Annotated in this window: 19 protein-coding genes; 5 read left to right on the top strand and 14 right to left on the bottom strand. The window is 63.3% G+C overall.

The features are described 5' to 3' along the window. Positions 1–174 precede the first annotated feature (174 nt). Positions 175–1638 (top strand): recombinase family protein, encoded by a 1464-nt coding sequence (locus ACO06X_RS09560; protein WP_421839687.1) that lies wholly within the window; start codon positions 175–177, stop codon positions 1636–1638. Between the two features lie 283 nt (positions 1639–1921). Here the strand turns inward: ACO06X_RS09560 and ACO06X_RS09555 are convergent, their stop codons facing one another. From ACO06X_RS09555 to ACO06X_RS09515, 9 genes are all read right to left on the bottom strand, one after another. Then, on the bottom strand, positions 1922–2851 hold the full coding sequence (locus tag ACO06X_RS09555) for a hypothetical protein (RefSeq protein WP_421839686.1): 930 nt from the start codon (positions 2849–2851) through the stop codon (positions 1922–1924). Between the two features lie 93 nt (positions 2852–2944). Continuing rightward, a complete protein-coding gene (locus ACO06X_RS09550; RefSeq protein WP_421839685.1) occupies positions 2945–4168 on the bottom strand; it encodes a tyrosine-type recombinase/integrase in 1224 nt (407 codons plus the stop codon). 152 nt (positions 4169–4320) lie between these two features. Then, positions 4321–5331, bottom strand: a complete 1011-nt coding sequence (locus ACO06X_RS09545; protein WP_421839684.1) for a glycoside hydrolase family 76 protein — start codon at positions 5329–5331, stop codon at positions 4321–4323. Positions 5332–5365: 34 nt separating this feature from the next. Further along, positions 5366–6718 (bottom strand): ethanolamine permease, encoded by a 1353-nt coding sequence (gene eat / locus ACO06X_RS09540; protein WP_421839683.1) that lies wholly within the window; start codon positions 6716–6718, stop codon positions 5366–5368. Then, entirely contained in the window at positions 6715–7467 is a 753-nt protein-coding gene (gene eutC / locus ACO06X_RS09535; RefSeq protein WP_421839879.1) for an ethanolamine ammonia-lyase subunit EutC, read from the bottom strand. The genes eat and eutC overlap by 4 nt, the downstream gene beginning before the upstream one ends. A 5-nt stretch (positions 7468–7472) precedes the next feature. After that, positions 7473–8864, bottom strand: a complete 1392-nt coding sequence (locus ACO06X_RS09530; protein ID WP_421839682.1) for an ethanolamine ammonia-lyase subunit EutB — start codon at positions 8862–8864, stop codon at positions 7473–7475. 86 nt (positions 8865–8950) lie between these two features. Beyond that, positions 8951–9628, bottom strand: coding sequence for an energy transducer TonB (locus tag ACO06X_RS09525; protein ID WP_421839681.1), 678 nt, complete (start codon positions 9626–9628; stop codon positions 8951–8953). Positions 9629–9831: 203 nt separating this feature from the next. Continuing rightward, positions 9832–11451 carry an FAD-dependent oxidoreductase gene (locus ACO06X_RS09520; protein ID WP_421839680.1) on the bottom strand — a complete coding sequence of 540 codons (1620 nt, stop codon included), beginning with the start codon at positions 11449–11451 and terminating at the stop codon, positions 9832–9834. Between the two features lie 278 nt (positions 11452–11729). After that, a complete protein-coding gene (locus ACO06X_RS09515) occupies positions 11730–12281 on the bottom strand; it encodes a carboxymuconolactone decarboxylase family protein (protein ID WP_421839679.1) in 552 nt (183 codons plus the stop codon). Between the two features lie 123 nt (positions 12282–12404). On the opposite strand from ACO06X_RS09515, the gene ACO06X_RS09510 reads away from it, so the two are divergent. Further along, entirely contained in the window at positions 12405–13319 is a 915-nt protein-coding gene (locus ACO06X_RS09510) for a LysR family transcriptional regulator (RefSeq protein ID WP_421839678.1), read from the top strand. 1 nt (position 13320) lies between these two features. Here ACO06X_RS09510 and ACO06X_RS09505 read toward each other — a convergent pair whose 3' ends face one another. The 4 genes from ACO06X_RS09505 to ACO06X_RS09490 form a co-directional block, all read right to left on the bottom strand. Then, positions 13321–14061: a putative DNA-binding domain-containing protein gene (locus ACO06X_RS09505; protein ID WP_421839677.1), complete on the bottom strand. Its 741-nt coding sequence runs from the start codon at positions 14059–14061 to the stop codon at positions 13321–13323. Continuing rightward, a complete protein-coding gene (locus ACO06X_RS09500; RefSeq protein WP_421839676.1) occupies positions 14058–14882 on the bottom strand; it encodes a DUF692 domain-containing protein in 825 nt (274 codons plus the stop codon). The genes ACO06X_RS09505 and ACO06X_RS09500 overlap by 4 nt, the downstream gene beginning before the upstream one ends. A gap of 176 nt (positions 14883–15058) precedes the next feature. After that, a complete protein-coding gene (locus ACO06X_RS09495) occupies positions 15059–15340 on the bottom strand; it encodes a hypothetical protein (RefSeq protein WP_421839675.1) in 282 nt (93 codons plus the stop codon). A gap of 105 nt (positions 15341–15445) precedes the next feature. After that, a complete protein-coding gene (locus tag ACO06X_RS09490) occupies positions 15446–16573 on the bottom strand; it encodes an aminotransferase class I/II-fold pyridoxal phosphate-dependent enzyme (protein WP_421839674.1) in 1128 nt (375 codons plus the stop codon). Between the two features lie 246 nt (positions 16574–16819). Between ACO06X_RS09490 and ACO06X_RS09485 the strand changes: the two genes are divergently transcribed. From ACO06X_RS09485 to ACO06X_RS09475, 3 genes are all read left to right on the top strand, one after another. Beyond that, positions 16820–17092, top strand: coding sequence for a DUF2282 domain-containing protein (locus tag ACO06X_RS09485; protein WP_298166189.1), 273 nt, complete (start codon positions 16820–16822; stop codon positions 17090–17092). A 60-nt stretch (positions 17093–17152) separates the two neighbouring features. After that, positions 17153–17593: a DoxX family protein gene (locus tag ACO06X_RS09480; RefSeq protein WP_421839673.1), complete on the top strand. Its 441-nt coding sequence runs from the start codon at positions 17153–17155 to the stop codon at positions 17591–17593. Between the two features lie 180 nt (positions 17594–17773). Continuing rightward, entirely contained in the window at positions 17774–18442 is a 669-nt protein-coding gene (locus tag ACO06X_RS09475) for an NrsF family protein (protein ID WP_421839672.1), read from the top strand. Positions 18443–18445: 3 nt separating this feature from the next. Here the strand turns inward: ACO06X_RS09475 and ACO06X_RS09470 are convergent, their stop codons facing one another. Continuing rightward, positions 18446–19174, bottom strand: a complete 729-nt coding sequence (locus ACO06X_RS09470; RefSeq protein ID WP_421839671.1) for a peroxiredoxin-like family protein — start codon at positions 19172–19174, stop codon at positions 18446–18448. Position 19175 lies beyond the last annotated feature (1 nt).

The raw sequence follows: 19175 nt of genomic DNA, 5'->3' as shown, positions 1-19175 counted from the left end.
GGCGTGATCCACGCGCAACAATGTGGTGATGGAACCATCACTTCAACTCGAAGCCTTCTTCGAACTTTGCCAGCGCATCTATGAACGCATGGAGCGCGAGGGCACCTGGCCGTGGCCCGCCGATTCGACGAATCCTGAGGATGTGATAGATTCGGAGTCCATCAATTACGATGTATGAAACGATGCTTCGGGTACGTTCGCGTTTCGACCGTCAAGCAAGGTGACGGCGTTTCCTTGGCCGTCCAGCGGGAAGCCATTCTGGCCTTTGCGAGTCGCAACAATATCGAGATTGCGCAGTGGTTCGAGGAGAAGGAGACGGCGGCGAAGCGGGGCCGTCCGATCTTCAATCACATGATGAAGGAGCTCCGGCGCGGCAAAGCCCACGGCCTCGTCATTCACAAGATCGACCGCTCGGCTCGCAACTTTGCCGACTGGGCAAAAATCGGCGACCTTCAGGACGCCGGCATTGACATTCACTTCGCCACCGAAAGCCTGGATTTCCGTTCTCGCGGGGGTCGGCTAACCGCCGACATCCAGGCCGTCATCGCTGCCGACTACATCCGCAACCTGCGGGAAGAAACGATCAAGGGAATCAATGGCCGGTTGAAGCAGGGTATGTACCCGTTCCGCGCACCCATCGGTTACCTCGATAACGGCGGCGGCAAACCGAAGACACTTGATCCCGCGAAGGCCGACCTCGTGAAGCAGGCGTTCGAACTGTATGCAACCAGGCAGTATCCACTGCGCCGGTTGCACGCCGAGATGCAGCGGCGCGGCCTCACCAACCACGATGGCAAGCGCGTGTCCCTCTCAGGACTGGCGAACATTCTGGCGAACCCGTTCTATACCGGCATCATCCACATCAAGCGCACCGGTATGACCTATCGCGGTGCCCACGAGCGCCTGATCTCGCCAAATCTCTTTGAGCGGGTGCAGGCGTTCAAGTCTGGCAAGTCCGGTCCCAAGGTGACCCGGCATGACCATACATACCGGGGGCTATTCCGCTGTGGCCATTGCAGTGGGCCAATGGTGCCAGAGCGGCAGAAGGGCCACATCTACTACCGCTGCCCGAAACGGGAGTGCCCGACAAAGACCGTGCGGGAGGAAGCACTCGAAGACGCAATCATCGCATGCTTCGCTTGTACCCAACTTTCGGTGCCCGACCTGGCCGAGTTTGAGCGACGGCTGGCAACATGGATCGCAGCGGATGACGCGCAGGAACGGGAAAAGGCCTGGCAGTTACGGCGTACCAGTCTTCAGGATCGCATAGACCGTCTGACCGATGCCCTGATCGATCGGCTGATTGATCGCGACGCATTCGCGGATCGTCGCCAGCGCCTCGCTATCGAGGAAGAGGCAATGGAAGCGGAGCGATCGAGCTGGGGCGATGTTGGCCAGAAGGCGGCGCACATGCGAACGCTCATCGAACTGGCACATAGCCTTGTTCTGAGCCACCGATTGGCAGACGCAGCCGAAAAACGCCGATTGGTCGAGATGGCCACATCGAACCGGCTCGTATGCGGAAAAGAGGTATATATAGAGCGCTCAAATTGGCTCGATGAGGTCACTGACACACTGGATGTCCACGATGGTGCCCCAGACCGAGACAGGCCCCGAAGGGTAACCGACATGAAGTAAGGCCTTACCAGGCCAATTCAGCGGTCATTCGACCTAAAACTATAAATGTCACATAAATACAAGCACCAACCCCAATAAGTGGGTGGCAATCGCACGAGCTTAAATTCAACAGCGTATCTAAGTTGTATGTAAAAACACTGCACAAATAGAAAATTTGATAGATAAAAGATTAAGAGACATTTGCGGGTATAATTCGCGCAATGGCACTCTATTTCATCAAATATCTTAAAGTGCTGTAGTGAATTTAAAAAACAACTCAGAAATTTAACTTTGATCCATAATTTTATCTTCCCATAAATTCCCACTTAAGGCAAGACTTCCATCCAAGTACTGGTTTGATTGGCCAGAAATGATGGTCTTTGCCTTCAATCCTCACGGGTATACTGCTGAACGGGCGGTCGGCAATCAATGTGAAATATGTTTGTCTATATAAAGCCGAAATCTTAACGGATTTATCTAAAACTATCCCTAAATAAGTGTTAAACCTTGGATATTTAGGACTAGTTACGGAGATGCTAATGAAGGGCTTTGCGGGATTACGATTAGAAGTATCAACTTGAAAAATAATATCAATCACTTCATAGTGATCTTTCTTAAAGTCACTACCCAAATCGATCACTAGCTTTTTATTCCCGATTTTGTTTGAATCTTTTACTTCAAATTTAAAACTTGGATTTCTCAGCTTAATTTGGAGGCAATCAAAATCAGCGGACCAAGCAAAATTTAGGTCGAAATATCTACAATTGTCATTTATTGCCTTAACCCAAAATCTGTCAATTATATCCCAGCGTGTTTCTGATTTTATATGGCACACATCGACAAACTGTAAAATTTTAAAAGCTGCTGCGGTGTCCATCTGCCTGAGTGTTTTATTTCTACTGCGGCGAATAAAAAATTGACTGACTAAAACTAGATTAATGCTGATTATGCTCACCAATAAAATTAAAAAAATATTTGGATAACGCGAGAGAAATGTACTTACTGCTCCTGAAGTTATTAAACGTATCGCTGAAGCAACAAAACCTACCGTTCCAACAGTCACTGGAATAGCCCATGTTGCCCACGCAGCTAAGGCCTTCGAATCCTTTAAATTTTCAATTTGCTCTAAAAATCTGGAGATTAATTTGAACCGAGCGTGCGCTGGCATCAGCTCGAAGGGGTCCAAGGTCTCATTCTCAGGCGGGCCCGAAGCTTTTAGATCGATATCTGCCATCATGCGAAAATGTCGGCCATGGATCGGCGAGTCAACACCCCATTCACTCTAATCGACTTGATCAGTCGCTGAGTGCGCGTGAAATCAGCAATTCTAGGCCGCGATAAAATTCCCCCATTGAACCAAGACTAACCTTCGAAGTTCGATTCTATCTGACCTCTGATACGCCCCCACAACCCCCTGATCGACCGCATGGCCAAGGATGCTCTCTTTCACCTCAAACGGCGCATCGGTGCACTCCTCAGCCCACGTCCGAAACGTCGCCCGGAACCCGTGAGGCCGGGCATCACACCCGTTCCGCTTCATGAGCGTCGCCATCGCGGCATCCGAGATTGGCCTCCCCTTGTACGCAGGGAACAGATACTCATTCGGTGACAGCCTTCGACATTCCTCTACAATCTTGAGCGCTTCGTCTGTCAGGGGTACTCGATACTCCCGATTGGTCTTCGTCCGCTCCGGCGGTAGCGTCCACACATCACCCTCAATCTCATCAAACGTCGCTAGCCGCACCTCACTGGTCCGCGCCACTGTCAGCATGAGAAACCGCAATGCCAGCGCAGACACACCATCCACCGTGGTGAGCCATTGGTAGAACGCCGGGGCGTCTCGGTATGGCAACGATGGGATATGTGTAACCGAGTGTTGTTGTTTCCCAAGCAGCGCCCGCGTCTTCATCGTCGCTTGCAAGTCTACATCGAGCCCCAGCGCCGCCGCATGTTTCAGGGCGAGGCTCATGCGGTTGAGAGCCTTTTCCGCCGCCTCCGTCTTTTCGTGCCAGATCGGCCCGAGGGTATCTTTGAGGATATGCTGATTGATTTCCTCAATCGGGTATTTCCCGATCTTGGGGATGATATGGACTCGAAGTGGTGACATCCACCGGCCTGCATCGCCATCACGCTTCAACTCAGCCTTCCGGGCTTCGAAGCAACTGGCAATAGCCTGGGCCACTGTAAGGCGACCTGATCCATGTTTGGCCTTCTCCCGCTCAAAGATAGGATCGGCACCATCCCGCAGCGTTTTGCGTGCTTCCGCAGCACGTTCCCGCGCTTCGGCAATGGACACGTCCGGCCACCGACCCAAGCCCATCTCCCGGCGCTTGCCATGTACGGACAACCGGAGAATCCACTTGCCTGCATCTTTGCTGCGCTTCACCAGCCACAGACCTTGGCCATCGGGATGCTTCCCCGGCCCAAGGTTCTTTGCCCGCAGTTGCCCAATCGCGTTATGGAGCACAGCCCACCTTTTGAGGCCAATTTCTGGCCCACCTTTTAGCCCACCTCGGAGCGCAAAAAGGTACGGTATTCCATGTTCTGCCATGTGTGTAGTCACATAATACCAAAGCTTTGAAGAAGTTCAGCTATATTCCTATATGAGCAAAGTTCGGGTCTCTAATTCGTGCTTCTCGACCGCACCAATCACCCTTCAGAACATGTCGAAGTCACCCCTTTGGGGGCCCGCGCATTCTGCGTTCACGATCCGGCTGCAAGAAACAGCGCGAGGGCGGAAGCCTGCGCGGCCGCACCGACTTGCCCTGATCCGCCGCTCCACAGTCCGTCCACGGGCTGGCTGCCCCCGGTGCTCAGCGCCCACACAGCGTCGCTGTTGCGGGCAAGCCAGGCGCGCAGTTCCGCGCGCTCAGGGCCATCGGGCATGGCCTCCACAAGGTGGCCAAGGTGGAAGACGAAGACGCCCTTGAACATCGGCCCGTCCGCGCCCAGCGCTCCGGATGGCTCGGTCAGCAGGCCTTGCGGCGTCACCAGCGTGCGCGTTGCGGCCAGCGCGGTTCGCAAGGCAGCCTCGCGGAACTGCGGATCGCCGGTGATGGCCGTGAGGTCGTTCAACCCGCCGAGTAGCATGCCTTGATTGTAGGTATAACGCGGCGCACCATTGTTGCGGCATTGCGAATCGAGCCCGTCGGTCACCAGCGCATCGGGGCCGATCATTCCAGAGGCCGCAAACCACGCCCACGTGCGCAGCGCCCAATCGCGATAGGTCTCCTGACCCGTCGCGAGATAGAGCCGCGTCGAGGCAAGGAGCAGCAGTTCGTTGGTGATCGCGTTCTTGTAGCTGTGCTTCGGGTCCCACCACAGCCCGCCGCCGCAGTGATCGTCCCAGTGATCGGTCACGATGCGGCTGTAGTTTGCCGCCGCCCAGGCCAGCAGTTCGGGATCGTGGTCGATCTGCCAGGCATCCACGCTGGCGATCACCGCCCAGAGGTCATCGTCGTTGAGATAGCGCCCGGCACGGTTGCGCACGGCGGCGGCGATCTTGCCGCTCCAGCGGGGATCGCCAGTGCGGCGCTGATAGTCCATCAGCACATCCGTCATCGGGAAGCGCTGCCAGTTCTCGCTGGCCCGCCACCCGTCCGGCGTGCCCCATGTGCGGTCGAGCGTATCGGCTGCGGCAGCAGCGCGCGCCTGCCACGCGGGGGTTTCGGCACGCGCCGGAACCGCGCCAGGCAGGATGAGCAGGGCTGCCACCAGCCGCACAATTCGCACCCTTCGCATCGGACGTTCAGGCCGCATCCCGGCGGCGCAGCAGCAGCGAACCTGCAACCAGCACCGCCATCAGCCCCGCGAAGATCGCCGCCAGTTCGCGGTTGTTCCACGCCATGGTCACGAGCGCGAAGCTGGCCATGCCGAGCGCGAAGGCGGGGGCGAACGGATAGAGCGGGGCGCGGAACGGGCGCAGAAGGTCCGGTTCGCTGCGCCGCAGCCGAAACAGCGCAGCCATCGAAACGATGTACATGAGCAGCGCGCCGAACGCGGAAAGCGTCACCACGCTCGCAGTCAGCGATTGGCCCGCGATGCTCACGAATGCATCGCTGTAGATCGCGGCGATGCCCACCACGCCGCCCGCCAGCGTTGCCACGTGCGGCGTCTTGAAGCGGGGATGCAACCGCGCGAACACTGCCGGAAGATAGCCAGCCCGCCCCAGCGCGAAGATCTGGCGGGCATAGCCCATGATGATCCCGTGGAACGAGGCGACGAGGCCGAACAGCCCCAGCCACACCAGCATGTGCAGCCACCCGCTGGAGGCACCCACCGCACGCTTCATCGCCTGCGGCAGCGGATCGTTGAGGCTCGATAGCTCCGCCCAGCTGCCCGATCCGCCTGCAAACAGCATGACGCCGAAGGCCAGCACCGTCAGCGTGAGAATGCCCGAGATATAGGCCATCGGGATCGTCCGGCGCGGCTCCTTGGCTTCTTCCGCTGCCATGGCGACGCCTTCGATGGCAAGGAAGAACCAGATCGCAAAGGGCAGCGCGGCAAAGATCCCGCCCACGGCCGCCATGCTGAAGTGATCCTGCCCCGCCCAGCCGCCGCTCAGAAAGTTGGACCAGCGGAAGGCGGGCAGCACCACGGCCATGAACACGAGGAGTTCGCCCACCGCCAGCAGTGTCACCACAACCTCGAAGCTTGCCGCGATCTGTACGCCCACGATATTGAGCGCCATGAACACGGCATAAGCCCCAAGCGCGGCATGCTTGGGCTCCAGCGCGGGGAACTGCACATGGAGATAGGCGCCGATAGCGAGCGAGATCGCAGGCGGCGCAAACAGGAACTCGATCAGCGTGGCAAACCCCGCCACCGCGCCGCCCAGCGGCCCGAACGCGCGCAGGCCATAGGCGAAGGGCCCGCCCGCATGCGGGATCGCGGTCGTCAGCTCGGTAAACGAGAAGATGAAGGCGATGTACATCGCCGCCACCGCCACGGTCGTCATCAGAAAGCCCAGCGTCCCCGCGCTGGCCCAGCCATAGCTCCAGCCGAAGTATTCGCCCGAAATGACGAGGCCCACGGCAATCGCCCAGAGCTGGAACGCCCCGAGGGTCTGCTGCAGCTTCGGGCCACCGGTCGGTGTTGTCATGCGGGGGATTGGTCCTCGAATGGAAGGGCGGGGGTCTGGTCGTCCTTCAGCGCAACGCCGGACAGTTCGCGGCGCAGGGCCTCGCGCAGCAGCCAGCCGAGGGTGCGGGCGGCTTCCTCCGGGGAAAGCCCGCCCGCGCCGTGGATGTTGGAAATGCAGTTGCGTTCCGCATCGCTGCGCCCGGGGCGGGGTGCATAGGTCATGTAGATGCCGAGGCTGTCGTGCACGCTGAGGCCGGGCCGCTCGCCGATGATCATCACCGAAACCCTTGCGCCCAGCGCCTCGCCAATCGGATCGCTCAGCGCCACGCGGGCCGCGCGTGCGATCACCACCGGGGCGATGGCAAGATCGCCCAATGCGTCCACGCAGGCCCGCACCAGCCGTGCCGCACCGGCCTGCACGCCGGTCGCGGAAAGCCCGTCGCCGATGACGAAGGCAACATCGCAGCGCCCGCCTGGCTCGGCCAGTAGCGCGGCAGAGCGCGCGGAAAGCCTCCGTCCCAGATCTGGTCGCCGCAGATAAGTCGCCCGATCCGGTGCATCGCTTTCGACCTGCAGCACCGGCAGCGGGGCCAATTCGGCGGCCAGCTTGGTCCCATCAAGCGCCGCATGCACCGCATCACGCGCGCGGGCGTGGGCTAGCTGGAAGTCCAGCACTTCGCTTAGCGGCAAGGCATGCCCCACGCGGCCCAGCGCGATCCGCGCCGGTGTCGTCCGCCGCAGCTTTGCCCAAAGCTCGCCTGGCACCACTTCACTCAAGAGAGGTTCTCCGCCAGTTGGCGCACGAACGGCGATGCACCGTCCGCCAGCGCCCGCAGCCTGCCATCGGGCGCGGCAATCCCCACCTGCGCCAGCCATGCCTCGAATTCCGGCGCGGGGCGCAGGCCCATCACGCTGCGCAAGTAGAGCGCATCGTGGTTGGACAGGCTCTGGTAGGAAAGCATCACATCGTCGCTGCCCGGCACGCAGATCAGGAAGCTGCAACCTGCCACCGTCAGCAAGGTCATCAGGCTGTCCATGTCGTCCTGATCGGCCTCGGCATGGTTGGTGTAGCAGACGTCGCAGCCCATCGGCAGGCCGAGCAGCTTGCCGCAGAAGTGATCCTCCAGCCCCGCGCGGATGATCTGCTTACCGTCGTAGAGGTATTCCGGCCCGATGAAGCCGACCACCGTGTTCACCAGCAGCGGATCGAACGCGCGGGCGACGGCATAGGCGCGCGCCTCCATCGTCTGCTGATCGACGCCGTGGTGCGCATTGGCGGAGAGCGCCGAGCCTTGGCCTGTCTCGAAATACATCACATTGCTGCCGACTGTGCCGCGCCCCAGCGCCAGCACCGCGGCATGCGCCTCGCGCAGCACGGCAAGATCGATGCCGAAGCCCGCATTGGCCGCCTCGCTCCCCGCGACCGACTGGAACACCAGATCGACCGGCGCGCCGCGCTCGATGATCGCCAGTGCATTGGTCACATGGGTCAGCACGCAGGTTTGCGTCGGGATCGCATAGGCCTCCCGCAGTTCGTCGAGCATGCGGATCAGCGTCGTGGCGGCGGGCACACTATCGGTCGCCGGGTTCACCCCGATCACCGCATCGCCCACGCCGTGCAGCAGGCCGTCGAGCACCGCAGCGGCGATCCCGCGCGGATCGTCCGCCGGGTGGTTGGGCTGGAGGCGGGTGGAAAGCCGTCCGGGCAGGCCGATGGTGGAACGAAACGCTGTCACCACGCGGATTTTCTTCGCTACCGCGATGAGATCCTGGCTTCGCATCAGCTTGGAAACCGCAGCGGCCATTTCCGGCGTCACTCCGCGCACGATTGCCGCCAGCGCCGCCTCGTCTGCCGCCTCGCCTAGCAGCCAGTCGCGAAATCCGCCGACTGTGAGGTGTGCAATTGGCGCGAAGGCCGCCGCATCGTGGCTGTCGATGATCAGCCGCGTCACCTCGTCGCTCTCGTAGGGGACGATTGCTTCGTTCAGGAACGTGGTCAGGGGCAGATCGGCCAGAACCCACCGTGCCGCCACTCGCCGTGTGGCGCTGGAGGCGGCAATGCCCGCGAGTTCGTCGCCGGATCGCGCCGGGCTCGCGGCGGCCAGCACGGCTTTCAGGTCCGCGAAGCCGTGCCGTTCGCCGCCAAGATCACAGGTAAACGGCAAGATCGCGGGCCCTCCATGCCAGGGCGGGATGGTAAGCCGCGATCTTGCTGCATTGCAACGGGAGTTTGGGGGCAGATTGGGGCAACTTATTCCGGGATGCGCCAGCGGATCACGCCGGAATAGCGCCCCGCCACCAGATCGCCGTGCTCATCGCGCGCAGGCGTGAAGCTGGCACGCTCGCTGACTTTCGCGCAGGTCGCCGCGTCGAGATCGGCCGAACCGCTCGAGCGGGTGATCCGGCAGTCGCGCACGCGTCCGTCAGGCCCGATGGTCAGTTCGAAGGTGGAAGCCCCCTGCTGGCCCCGATGGAGCGCCCCGGCCGGGTAGTCTGCATCCGAAACCCATTTGCCCGGCGCGCCGAGCGGCTTGGCCAGCCGCGGGGTGAAGCTGGGGCTGGGCGTTGGCGGGGGCAGCGGCGGCAGGGTCCCACCGCCCAGTTCGGATCCGATCGGCGGCAGCGGGCCGGGATCGATGTGGAAGCCCGGATCGCCCATCGGCGGGATCTGCGGGATCGGGTCCGGCTTGGACGTGGTGTCGCGGGGATGCGGTGCGGGCTTTACATCGGGCTCAGGGCTGGGGGCCGGGGGTGGCGGCATGTAGTTCCAGGTCTGCAGCGTCTTGCGTTTGAACTCCTGGATCATCCCGCCGGCAAAGCCGGTGAGGAGCACCAGCGCCATCACGCCGTGCACGGCGCCAACGGCACCTAGCGCGACGATCCTTCGCCGATTGATGCCATGCTCATTGTGAGGGGTAAGGTAGGCCATCGCATGCTCTCCTCGGCTGTGCCGGACAGCCCGGGTTGCGGGGCGAAAGCAGCGGGAACGAAACGAACAATCCCGATGCAAGCAACACGGGCCGAACGACGTTATTATGGTATAACATTACCACGGCCCGCGCGGCCTTGCGAGAAGAATCTCAACCGGATTGGTGGAGTTTTAAGTTGCCCGGTGCAACTGATCGGACTCGGCTAGCCGCCGTTGACGTAGTCCCACACCTTGGAGATCACGACCGAGCCTTCGCCCACGGCAGAAGCCACGCGCTTGACCGAGCCCGAGCGGACATCGCCCACCGCAAATATGCCCGGGTGCGAGGTTGCATAGGGCGAGGTGGCCCCGACTGCCGACCCCGTCTTCACGAAGCCCTTGTCGTCAAGTTCGACCAGGCCCGAAAGCCACTCGGTGTTGGGCGCTGCACCCACCATGATGAACAGCGCGCGTGTCGGGATATCGTGCGTCTCGCCGGTCTTGGCATCGCGCAAGGTCACGCCTTCGAGATGCGCGCCGCCGTGCAGCGCGATGACTTCGGCATTGTAGGCGATCTGGATGCCGGGATCTGCCTCCAGCCGCTCGGAAAGATAGCTCGACATCGACAGCGCCAGCGAAGGTCCGCGCACGACGACATGCGCGCAGCGGGCGGAGCGGCTGAGGTACATCGCCGCCTGCCCGGCGGAATTGCCCCCGCCGATGATCACTGCCTGCGTGCCCTTGCAATAGCGTGCCTCGATCTCGGTCGCCGCGTAGTAGATGCCCGCGCCTTCGAATTCGGCGAGGCGCGGGATGGGCAGGCGGCGATACTGCACGCCCGTCGCCACGACCACCGCCTTTCCGCGCACGCGCTGGTCATTGTCAAACGTCGCGCAGAACATGCCGTCGTCCAGCTCCTCCAGCGCGGTCACCCGGCGCGGCAGGGCAAAGCGTGTGCCGAACTTCATCGCCTGCACTTCGCCGCGCCACACAAGGTCGCCGCCGGAAATGCCGGTCGGAAAGCCCATGTAGTTCTCGATCCGGCTGGAGGTGCCTGCTTGCCCGCCGATGGCGAGATCCTCGATCACCAGCGCGCAAAGCCCTTCCGCCCCGGCATAGACGCCGGCTGCCACGCCCGCCGGCCCGCCGCCGACGATCAGCACGTCGAAAGCCTCGTCATGTTGCAGCTCGCGGTTGATGCCGAGGAGGTGCGCAATCTTGTCCGGCGTCGGATCGGTCACCACCGTATCGCGTCCGAAGATCACCGCCGGGACCGAACCCTCGATCGAGCAGGCCTGCGCGGCGGCCAGTGCTTCCTCGCTGCCAAGTTTGAGCGAGCCATAGGGTATGCGGTTGCGGCTGGCGAACTGGGCGACGCGGCGGACCGCCGGATCCTCCTCCTCGCCGATCAACTGGAGCGAACTGTCGCGCTCATCGAGCTGGCGGCGGCGGCGCGCGGCAAACACCGTGATCACGATATCGGACATTTCCGGGATCTGCGCCATCAGCTCGAGCATCGCCTCGCGCGGCACTTCGATCACCCGCGTGTCCTGCGCTGCGCGCATCGCCAGCGAAACTGTGCCGCCGCTGAGGAACGCGATCTCGCCCATGAATTGCGCCGGCCCCAGCGATGAGGCGAGGTGCCGTTCGTCGGTATAGGGATTGACGACCTCGACCTCGCCTTCCTCGACGTAGGTGAACTTGTCCGCCGGATCGCCCGGCCGCGCGAGAAAGGTGCCGGCGGGATAGGTCACCACCGTCCCCGCCGCACGCAGGGCCTCGACGTGGTTGTCATGAAGCGGAGTGCGCTGCATCGCGCGAAGATCTGCGCCGATCGATTCCATATGTGGTCGGGTCCTGCTGTCACCGGGGGGGCGATGGGCGCGCGGAGTCGCGCGGGGTCAGCATACCGTAACGCCTTCCGCCATCCTACAGCCGGATGGTTCTCGATGGCGGGATCAAGCGAGTGGCGGGAACGAGGCTACCACGTTGACGGCAACGACCGACACCGAGACAGCGACGGATACCAGGCGGGATCTGAACGACATGGCGGGTGGTCCTTTCTGCGGGAGGGATGGCGGGCGCCTGCTGGAGTGGGAGCTGCAGACGCCCGCCCCCGGCGTCAGGCGGCGATTCGCGCGGTGACGACCGGGAAGTCGATCTCGGTCGCGAAGGCCGAGTTGACGTAGTTGGTCCAGGTGTTGAGCGCGACGTGCTGGACGATCTCGAGCAGCTGCGCATCGGTGTAGCCAGCCGCACGGACGGCTTCGACGTCGGCAGCGCCGACATGGCCGCGGGCCTTCACCAGCTGCGCGGCAAAGCGCACGGCGGCATCGGCCTTGGGATCATTCGAAGCGCCGTTGCGGTTCGCGGTGATCTCGGCGTCATCGAGCTTGGCGAGGTTCTTGCCAAGATACGTGTGTGCCGAAAGGCAGTAGTCACAGCCGTTGAGTTCGGCGACGGCCAGCGCGACGCGCTCGCGGGTGGCGGCGGGCAGCTTGCCCTTGCCCAGCGCGCCGTTCATCGCGAGGTAGCCTTCGAGCGCGGCCGGGCTGGTGGAAACGAGGCGGTGGAGATTGGGCACGGTGCCGATCGCCTTGTTCACGGCTTCGAGCAGCGGCTGCGAAGCTTCGGGGGCATCGGCGATGGTGGCGGGGGTGGGGATACGCGACATTTCGGGGGAGACCTTTCCTTGAAAGCAGGCCGGTATCGGCCGGTGACCTCCAAGTAGGGCCTTTCGCCGGGTGGCAGTATCCGCTAGCTTGGCAACTCTACCTTCCAAAAAGCGGAATGTCTGATGGACCGGTTCGAGGCCATGCGCACCTTGCTCGCTGCGGTCGACGGCGGCAGCCTCTCAGCCGCCTCGCGCGCGCTGAACACGCCGCTGCCCACGGTGAGTCGTCGGGTGTCCGATCTCGAAGCGCACCTCGGCGCGCAGCTTCTCGTGCGGACGAGCCGCAAGCTGATCCTGACCGAAGCGGGCGAGGCCTTCGTTGCGGCCACGCGCCGCGTGCTCGATGATCTCGCCGATGCCGAGCGCGCGGCCAGCGGCGAGTACCGTGTGCCGCGCGGCGAGCTCATGGTCACCGCGCCGATCATGTTCGGCAAGCTCCACGTGGCCCCCATCGTCCATACGTTCCTTGCCGCCTATCCCGATGTCACCGTGCGCCTCGTCCTTTCGGATTCGACGATTGATCTGGTCGAGGCGCATGTCGATGTTGCGGTCCGCGTTGGCCAATTGCCGGACAGCGATCTCGTGGCGCGCAAACTGGGCGACATCCGCTGGGTGATCTGCGCCAGTCCCGGCTATCTCGCCCGGCGCGGCGCAATTGCGGCGCCGGACGACCTCGCGCGGCACGATTGCATTGCGTTCGAGGGCCGGCATTCCACACGGAGCTGGCGGATCGGAGCCGGGGCGAACGCCCGCAGTGTCGACATCACGCCGCGCTTTTCCGTCAACACCGCCGATGCGATCATCGAGGCCGCTGCTGCAGGGGTGGGCGTGGCGCGGATCATGTCCTATCAGGCCGCGGCGGCTGCTGCCGATGGCAGGCTTGTGCCGTTGTTCAGCGATCTCGGCTGCGAGCCGGTGCCCGTCCACCTCGTCCACCGGCGCCAGCGCAGCCAGCCGCTGAAGCTGCGTGCCTTCCTCGATTTCGTCGCGCCGCGCCTGCAAAATGTGCTCGGCGAAGTCGCGGGTTGCTTCGAATAGCTCAGCCGACTGCGGCGATCATGCCTTCGGCGAGCCAGCGGCCAAGCAGCGTCCCGGCTGTGGTGACCGCTGCTTCCTCGCCCAGCGTATCAGCAAGGCGCGCGCAGACCGCCGCAAAACCTTCCCCTGCGGCAGACCACGCCAGCACATCGCGTTCGTGCGCTTCAGCGCGGCGGAACACCGGCTCGAGGCCCTGCCGCCAGATCAGCAAGGCCATGCCGCGCTCGGCCATTTCGGCGGGCGGGGGCGGCTCTGCAGTGGCCAGCGCTTGCCAGATCGCATCGGCATTGGTGGCGATTGGCAGCACGAGCAGCGAAGGCACGGCATGGATCGCCGCGGTTTCCCAATCGGCCACGGCCAGCGCTTCGGGCCGGAGTGCGTCTGCATCGGGTCCGACGAAGACCTGGCCCACGGTCCAGTCGATCAGCGCAATTTCGGCGACTTCGGGATCATCGGGCCAGAGCGTGGCGACAAACTCGGTGAAATCCTCCCCATAGGCATCAAGCGTCCAGCTCGAAGGCGGGCGCGCATCGATATAGCGCGCCGCCGCCGCCTCGAAGCCTTCCTCGCCCAGCCACAGCACAAGGCGCTGGAACGTCTCGGCAAGGCTGGAGACCAGCGCGGAGCGGTAGTTGTTCTGGTAAACCGCCGTGCCCGGCCCGCCGCCGAGTGCGGCAGCTGAACTGTCCTCGCCGGTCACCAGCCAGTCGCGGAAATCGCGTTGGAGGGCGAGCAGGCTCATGCCGCGATCCTTTGTTCGGCGGCAATGCTGCGCGCGATATCGAGCTCAGCGCAAAGCGCCTCGAGTTCAGGTATGTTGTCATCGCGCTCGATCATCGTCGGCACCGGGCCGGCGAGCGCAGTCGCGGCGCGATAGAGCGCCCAGACTTCATCCGGCACCGGTTGGTCGTGCGTGTCGATCAGCAGATGCTCGCCCTGCACATGGCCGGCGAGGTGGATCTGGCCGACCGCATCCATCGGAATGCCGACAAGGTAATCGGACGCCGCAAACCCGTGGTTCACCGCACTGACGTAGATGTTGTTGACATCGAGCAGCAGGCCGCAGCCGGTGCGCCGGGTCATTTCCGCGAGGAATTCCCACTCCGTCATCGCGCCGGGAAAGGCGATGTAGCTCGAAGGGTTTTCCAGCAGCATGCGGCGGCCGAGTGCTTCCTGCGCACGGTCGATATTGCGGCAAACCAAGTCGAGCGCTTCCTCGGCATAAGGCAGCGGCAGCAGGTCGTGCGAATTGAACTGGTCGATCCGGGTCCAGCACAAGTGGTCCGAAACCACTGCAGGTTCCATCAGATCGACAAGGCGGCGAAGTTCCCGGAGGTAATCGTCCCTGAGGCCGTCCGCCGAGCCGATTGACATCGAGACACCGTGGAGGGCCAGCGGATAGTTGCGGCGCGCCTTCATCAGCGTATCGAGCGGCTTGCCGCCCGCGATCATGAAGTTTTCCGAGATCACCTCGATGAAATCGACCGGCGCGGTGCCGTCGATATAGGACCGGTAATGCGGGCGGCGCATGCCAAGGCCAAATCCGGCCAGCTTGTCAGACATTGCGCGCCTCGGTCATCTCAGGTCTCTGGAAAGAGGGGGGGGGCTCGCGAAAGAAGGCCGGGACTCCATCGGGCGCCGTGGAGGGGAAGGGGCGCCGCAGGGCAGTTGGGACAAGGAGCCCCGGTCAAGTCATGGCAGTGACAGCCGGGAGGGTGCCGGCTGTCACTGGTGGAGCCTTACTTGGGCTCGGTCAGGCTGCCGCCTTGCGCGGCGCAGGCCTTCTTGGTCAGCTCCTTGAAGCCCTGCCCCTTGCATTCGTTCTGGCCCCTGCAGCTGTGCGCGCCGGCGGCGCAATCCGAAGTGCCCTTGCAGGTGTTCACGCCGTAGCAGTGCACGACCTCGGCGGACTTCGCCTTGGCGATCGCGGGGGCAGGGAGGGCTGCCATGGCGGCGGCGATCAGGGCAGCGTTGGCAGCGATGGCAAAGCCGGTTTTGAGGCCAGAATTGAGGGTGGTCATGGGTCGTCTCCGAATATTGCGCCGGGTTGGCATGGGTTTATTCGGCTTTGGACTCAGCGCGGTTACAGGCCGCGCGGATTTTTCTGCGGCGGGCGTAGTCCATGCTTACGCCCGGTTGCGCATCAACCACTCCCGAAACACCGTCAGCCCTTCAGCCAGATTGCTGCGGCCAAAGCCGATGCGGAAATGGTCTTGCGGCACGGGGCCAAGCTCGGAGTGATAGATGCTGGAGGGCAGCAGCAGCACGCCGGTTTCGTCAACCAGGCGCTCGGTAAAGCGCTCCACCCCATCCGCGCCCTTGTAGCGGATGAAGGCCACGCAGCTGCCATCGGGCCTGCGCCAATCGAACAGGCCGGGGAAATCGGCGAAAAAGCTGTCGAGCAGATCGAGGTTGCCGTGCGCAAGATCGCGGTTGCGCCCGACGATCGCGTCGCGCGCCTTCAGTGCGATTTCGGCGAGCAGTTCGGAAGGCGCCGAATTGCAGATCGAGAGGTAGTGCTTGTAGCGCTCGCAGCCCTGCAGAAACGCGCGGTCCTGGCAGGCCAGCCAGCCGATGCGCAAGCCGGGCAGGCCATAGCTCTTTGACATCACATTGAGCGAGATGCCCCGCTCGTAGACATCGGCCACTTGCGGAATGCGCGCATCGCTGCGGTGCTCGATCAGGCGGTACACCTCGTCGCTGAACAGCCATATCCCGCGTTCCCGGCACAGCTCGACAAGCGCAGCGAAGGTTTCCTGCGAAGGGATCGCCCCGGTGGGATTGTTGGGAAAGTTGATCGAGATGAGCTTGGTGTTCGGCCGCAGCGCCGCGCGCACGGCATCGAGATCAAGCGCCCAGCCCGCGCTTTCATCCAGCGCGACCCCCGTAACCGCGCAGATCGAGAGCGGGATCGTCTCCGCTGCCTGATAGTTGGGCGTGATGACGATGCAGTGGTCCTCGGGCCGAAGCAGCACTTTCATCGCGACATAGATGCCCTCTTCCGCGCCTGCAAAGCACAGCAGTTGGTCTTCGCCGATCGCATCATAGGTCTTCGCGATCTCCTGCAGCAGCGGCTCCGCGCCGAAGGTCTTGGTATAGCCCAGGTGCAGGTTGTCGAACCGCTCGCGATCTGCAGGCGTTGCATGCGCGAGAAGCTGCGAAAGGGTCATGCTCTGCGCGTCGGACGCGGTGAGGTGATACTTCGCAGCGAATTCCCACTTCGAGAAGTACACCTCCAGCGCAAAATTCCGCACGATCCGATTGTCCTTTCACCACGGAGCCTTGTTCCGCCGCTCACTAGGATTTGTGGCTCTCGAGGTCCAGCCGCGCGGAAAAAATGCTGCGCCGTGTAACCGCCGTTCGGCACCCGGCGAATTGGTCAATGTGGCCGGCGCGAACACTTCCGGACACGAGGCAAGGGCGCGGCAAACGAAGCGCCCGGCCTTCCTTGTTCCCGCATTCCCACCCCGGTGGTGCAACCGTCCAAGAAGGAACCTGTCATGAAAATTGCTGCAACCGCTTTCGCTGCCTCGATCGCTCTCGGCCTTGCTGCTGGTGCTGCGCACGCAGCCGATGCCAAGCCCGCCATGGAAAAGTGCTACGGCGTTGCCAAGGCTGGCAAGAACGAATGCGCCGCCGGCCCGGGCACCAGCTGCGCAGGCACCTCGAAGGTCGATTATCAGGGCAACGCCTGGATGCTGGTCAAGGCCGGCACCTGCACCTCGATCAAGACGCCCAAGGGCAACGGCTCGCTGACCGCGAAAGCACACTGATCCCGGCCGGGTGTTCCGGCAGGCCGGAACACCCGGGTCGAGCCTTCGAGGTATCCCCGCATGACCGCTCTCGTTTCCGTCTACAACCGGCTGGCCGAGCTTGCCGGGCGACTGCTGCCCGAAACCGTGCTGCTGCTGGTGGCGCGGCTCGGCATCGCGGCGGTGTTCTTCCAGTCGGGCCGCACCAAGGTCGAAGGACTGCTGACGATCACCGACAGCACCTACTACCTGTTCGAAACCGATTACAAACTGCCGCTCGTGCCTCCGCATCTGGCCGCCCATATGGCGACCTATTCCGAGCACCTCTTTCCGATCCTGCTCGTCCTGGGCCTCGGCACGCGCTTTGCCGCGCTGGGCCTACTCGGCATGACCACGGTGATCGAGGTCTTCGTCTATCCCGATGCCTGGCCGACGCACCTGAGCTGGGCGGCCATACTCCTGCCGCTCATCGCCAAGGGCGGTGGAGCGCTCTCGCTCGACCGTCTGCTGCGCCGGGGCTGAACCCGCGCCGCCTGCTCCGCGCAGCGACCGGCCCGCGTGACTGCGGGCCGGTCTTGCGAGGTGGTCTTGCGAGGCAGGGGCAAAGATGCAACGTGGCCGGGAACCGGTAGCCAGCGCATCTGGCGATCCTGATCCCGGCCGTTTTCCCTTCGGGCGCGGCGGTGCAGTGAAGGAAGTCAAATGGCCCTCGATCCGGACGATCCGTCCATCGCACAGACGATCGAGGCGCTGGTCGGCGATCTGCAACCGGTCGTGCCGCTGCGGCTGTGGCGCGGCATGGCCACCGGGTTGGGGTTGACGGCGCTCGCCATCGGCGGGGTGTGGCTTACCTTCGGCTTGCGTCCCGATGTCATCGCTCTGCACCCTGCGCCGATCGTGATCGCGCGCGGGGCTGTCTTGCTGGCGGGCAGCCTTGCCCTGCTCGTGGCCGCGCTGCGTGCCGCGCTTCCGGGCCGCGCCGATCAGGGTGCCACTGCCCTTGGAACACTGATCCTCGGCATCCTGCCGGTGGGCCTCATGGGGCTGCTGCTGGATGGCATCGTCGCAGGCCGGCGGCCCAGCTTTGCCGAACTCACCCTGTTCGACACCTTGCGCTGCTGGGGTATCGCGCTGGCGACTTCGCTGCTTGTCGGCACCGGGCTGGTGCTGTGGATGCGCCGTGCAGCGCCCACCGATCTGGCGCGCGCCGGTTGGCTGACCGGATGGGCTGCGGCTGGGCTCGGCACCTTTGCCTACAGCCTGTTCTGTCCCTCGCAGACGATGGCGTTCGTGACGACCGCCTATCCTGCAGCGATGCTGCTGATGGCAACCGTCATCCGCTTCGTCACGCCGCGTTTGCTGCGCTGGTAGGGTTCAGATTTCGCGCAGCGCGGCCAGTACGTCGGCCGGCTCGGCGCGTTCGCGGAAATCGACATCGGCATAGGCGAACCGCACGCGGCCGGTCTGATCGAGTGCAAAGGTGGCCGGCACCGGGAGGAACCCGCTCGGCGAACCATAGAGCTCATGCATGTCGAGCCCTGCATCCCGATAGAAATCGAGCAGCGGATCACCGGCAAAGAACGCGAGGCCGAGCGACAGCGCGACGCCGTGGTCGATATCGCACAGCACGTCCGCCACTTCCGCATGGGGAGAGGCTTCGAGCACGGCACCAAGTGCGCGCGCGCCGCCGCCGGTCTCGCCGGTGATCTCGATAAAGCGGGCGCCGGCCTCCGCCAGCTCGGGCAGCATGGCGGCCCATGCCGAAACCTCGTGCACGCAATAGGGGCACCAGCGGCCACGGCTGAAGTTCACGATCACCGGACCCTGATCGAGCAGGTCGCCCAGCCGCCGATAGCCGCCGTGCGCGGTCGGGAGCGAGAAATCGGGAAACATCTCCCCCACCTTGGGCGCGGCTGCCCCCACGCCTGCACCGCGCAGCGCAATCACGATCTCGTCGAAAAACGGGCCGAGGTCCGGATTGCGGCGCCTGATCTGCGCCAACTGGGGTGCCAGCGGCGCGGGGGAAGTGGTGGGGCGGTCCATCATGATCTCATAGGCGTGATTGCCGGGCAGGGGAAACGCACCGCGGTGCATCGAGTCCATG

The sequence above is a fragment of the Novosphingobium sp. genome (assembly GCF_965229225.1).
In the GTDB taxonomy this organism is placed as follows: domain Bacteria; phylum Pseudomonadota; class Alphaproteobacteria; order Sphingomonadales; family Sphingomonadaceae; genus Novosphingobium.
The sequence above is the reverse complement of the archived record's forward strand: the minus strand, read 5'-3'. Positions and strand labels throughout refer to the sequence as shown.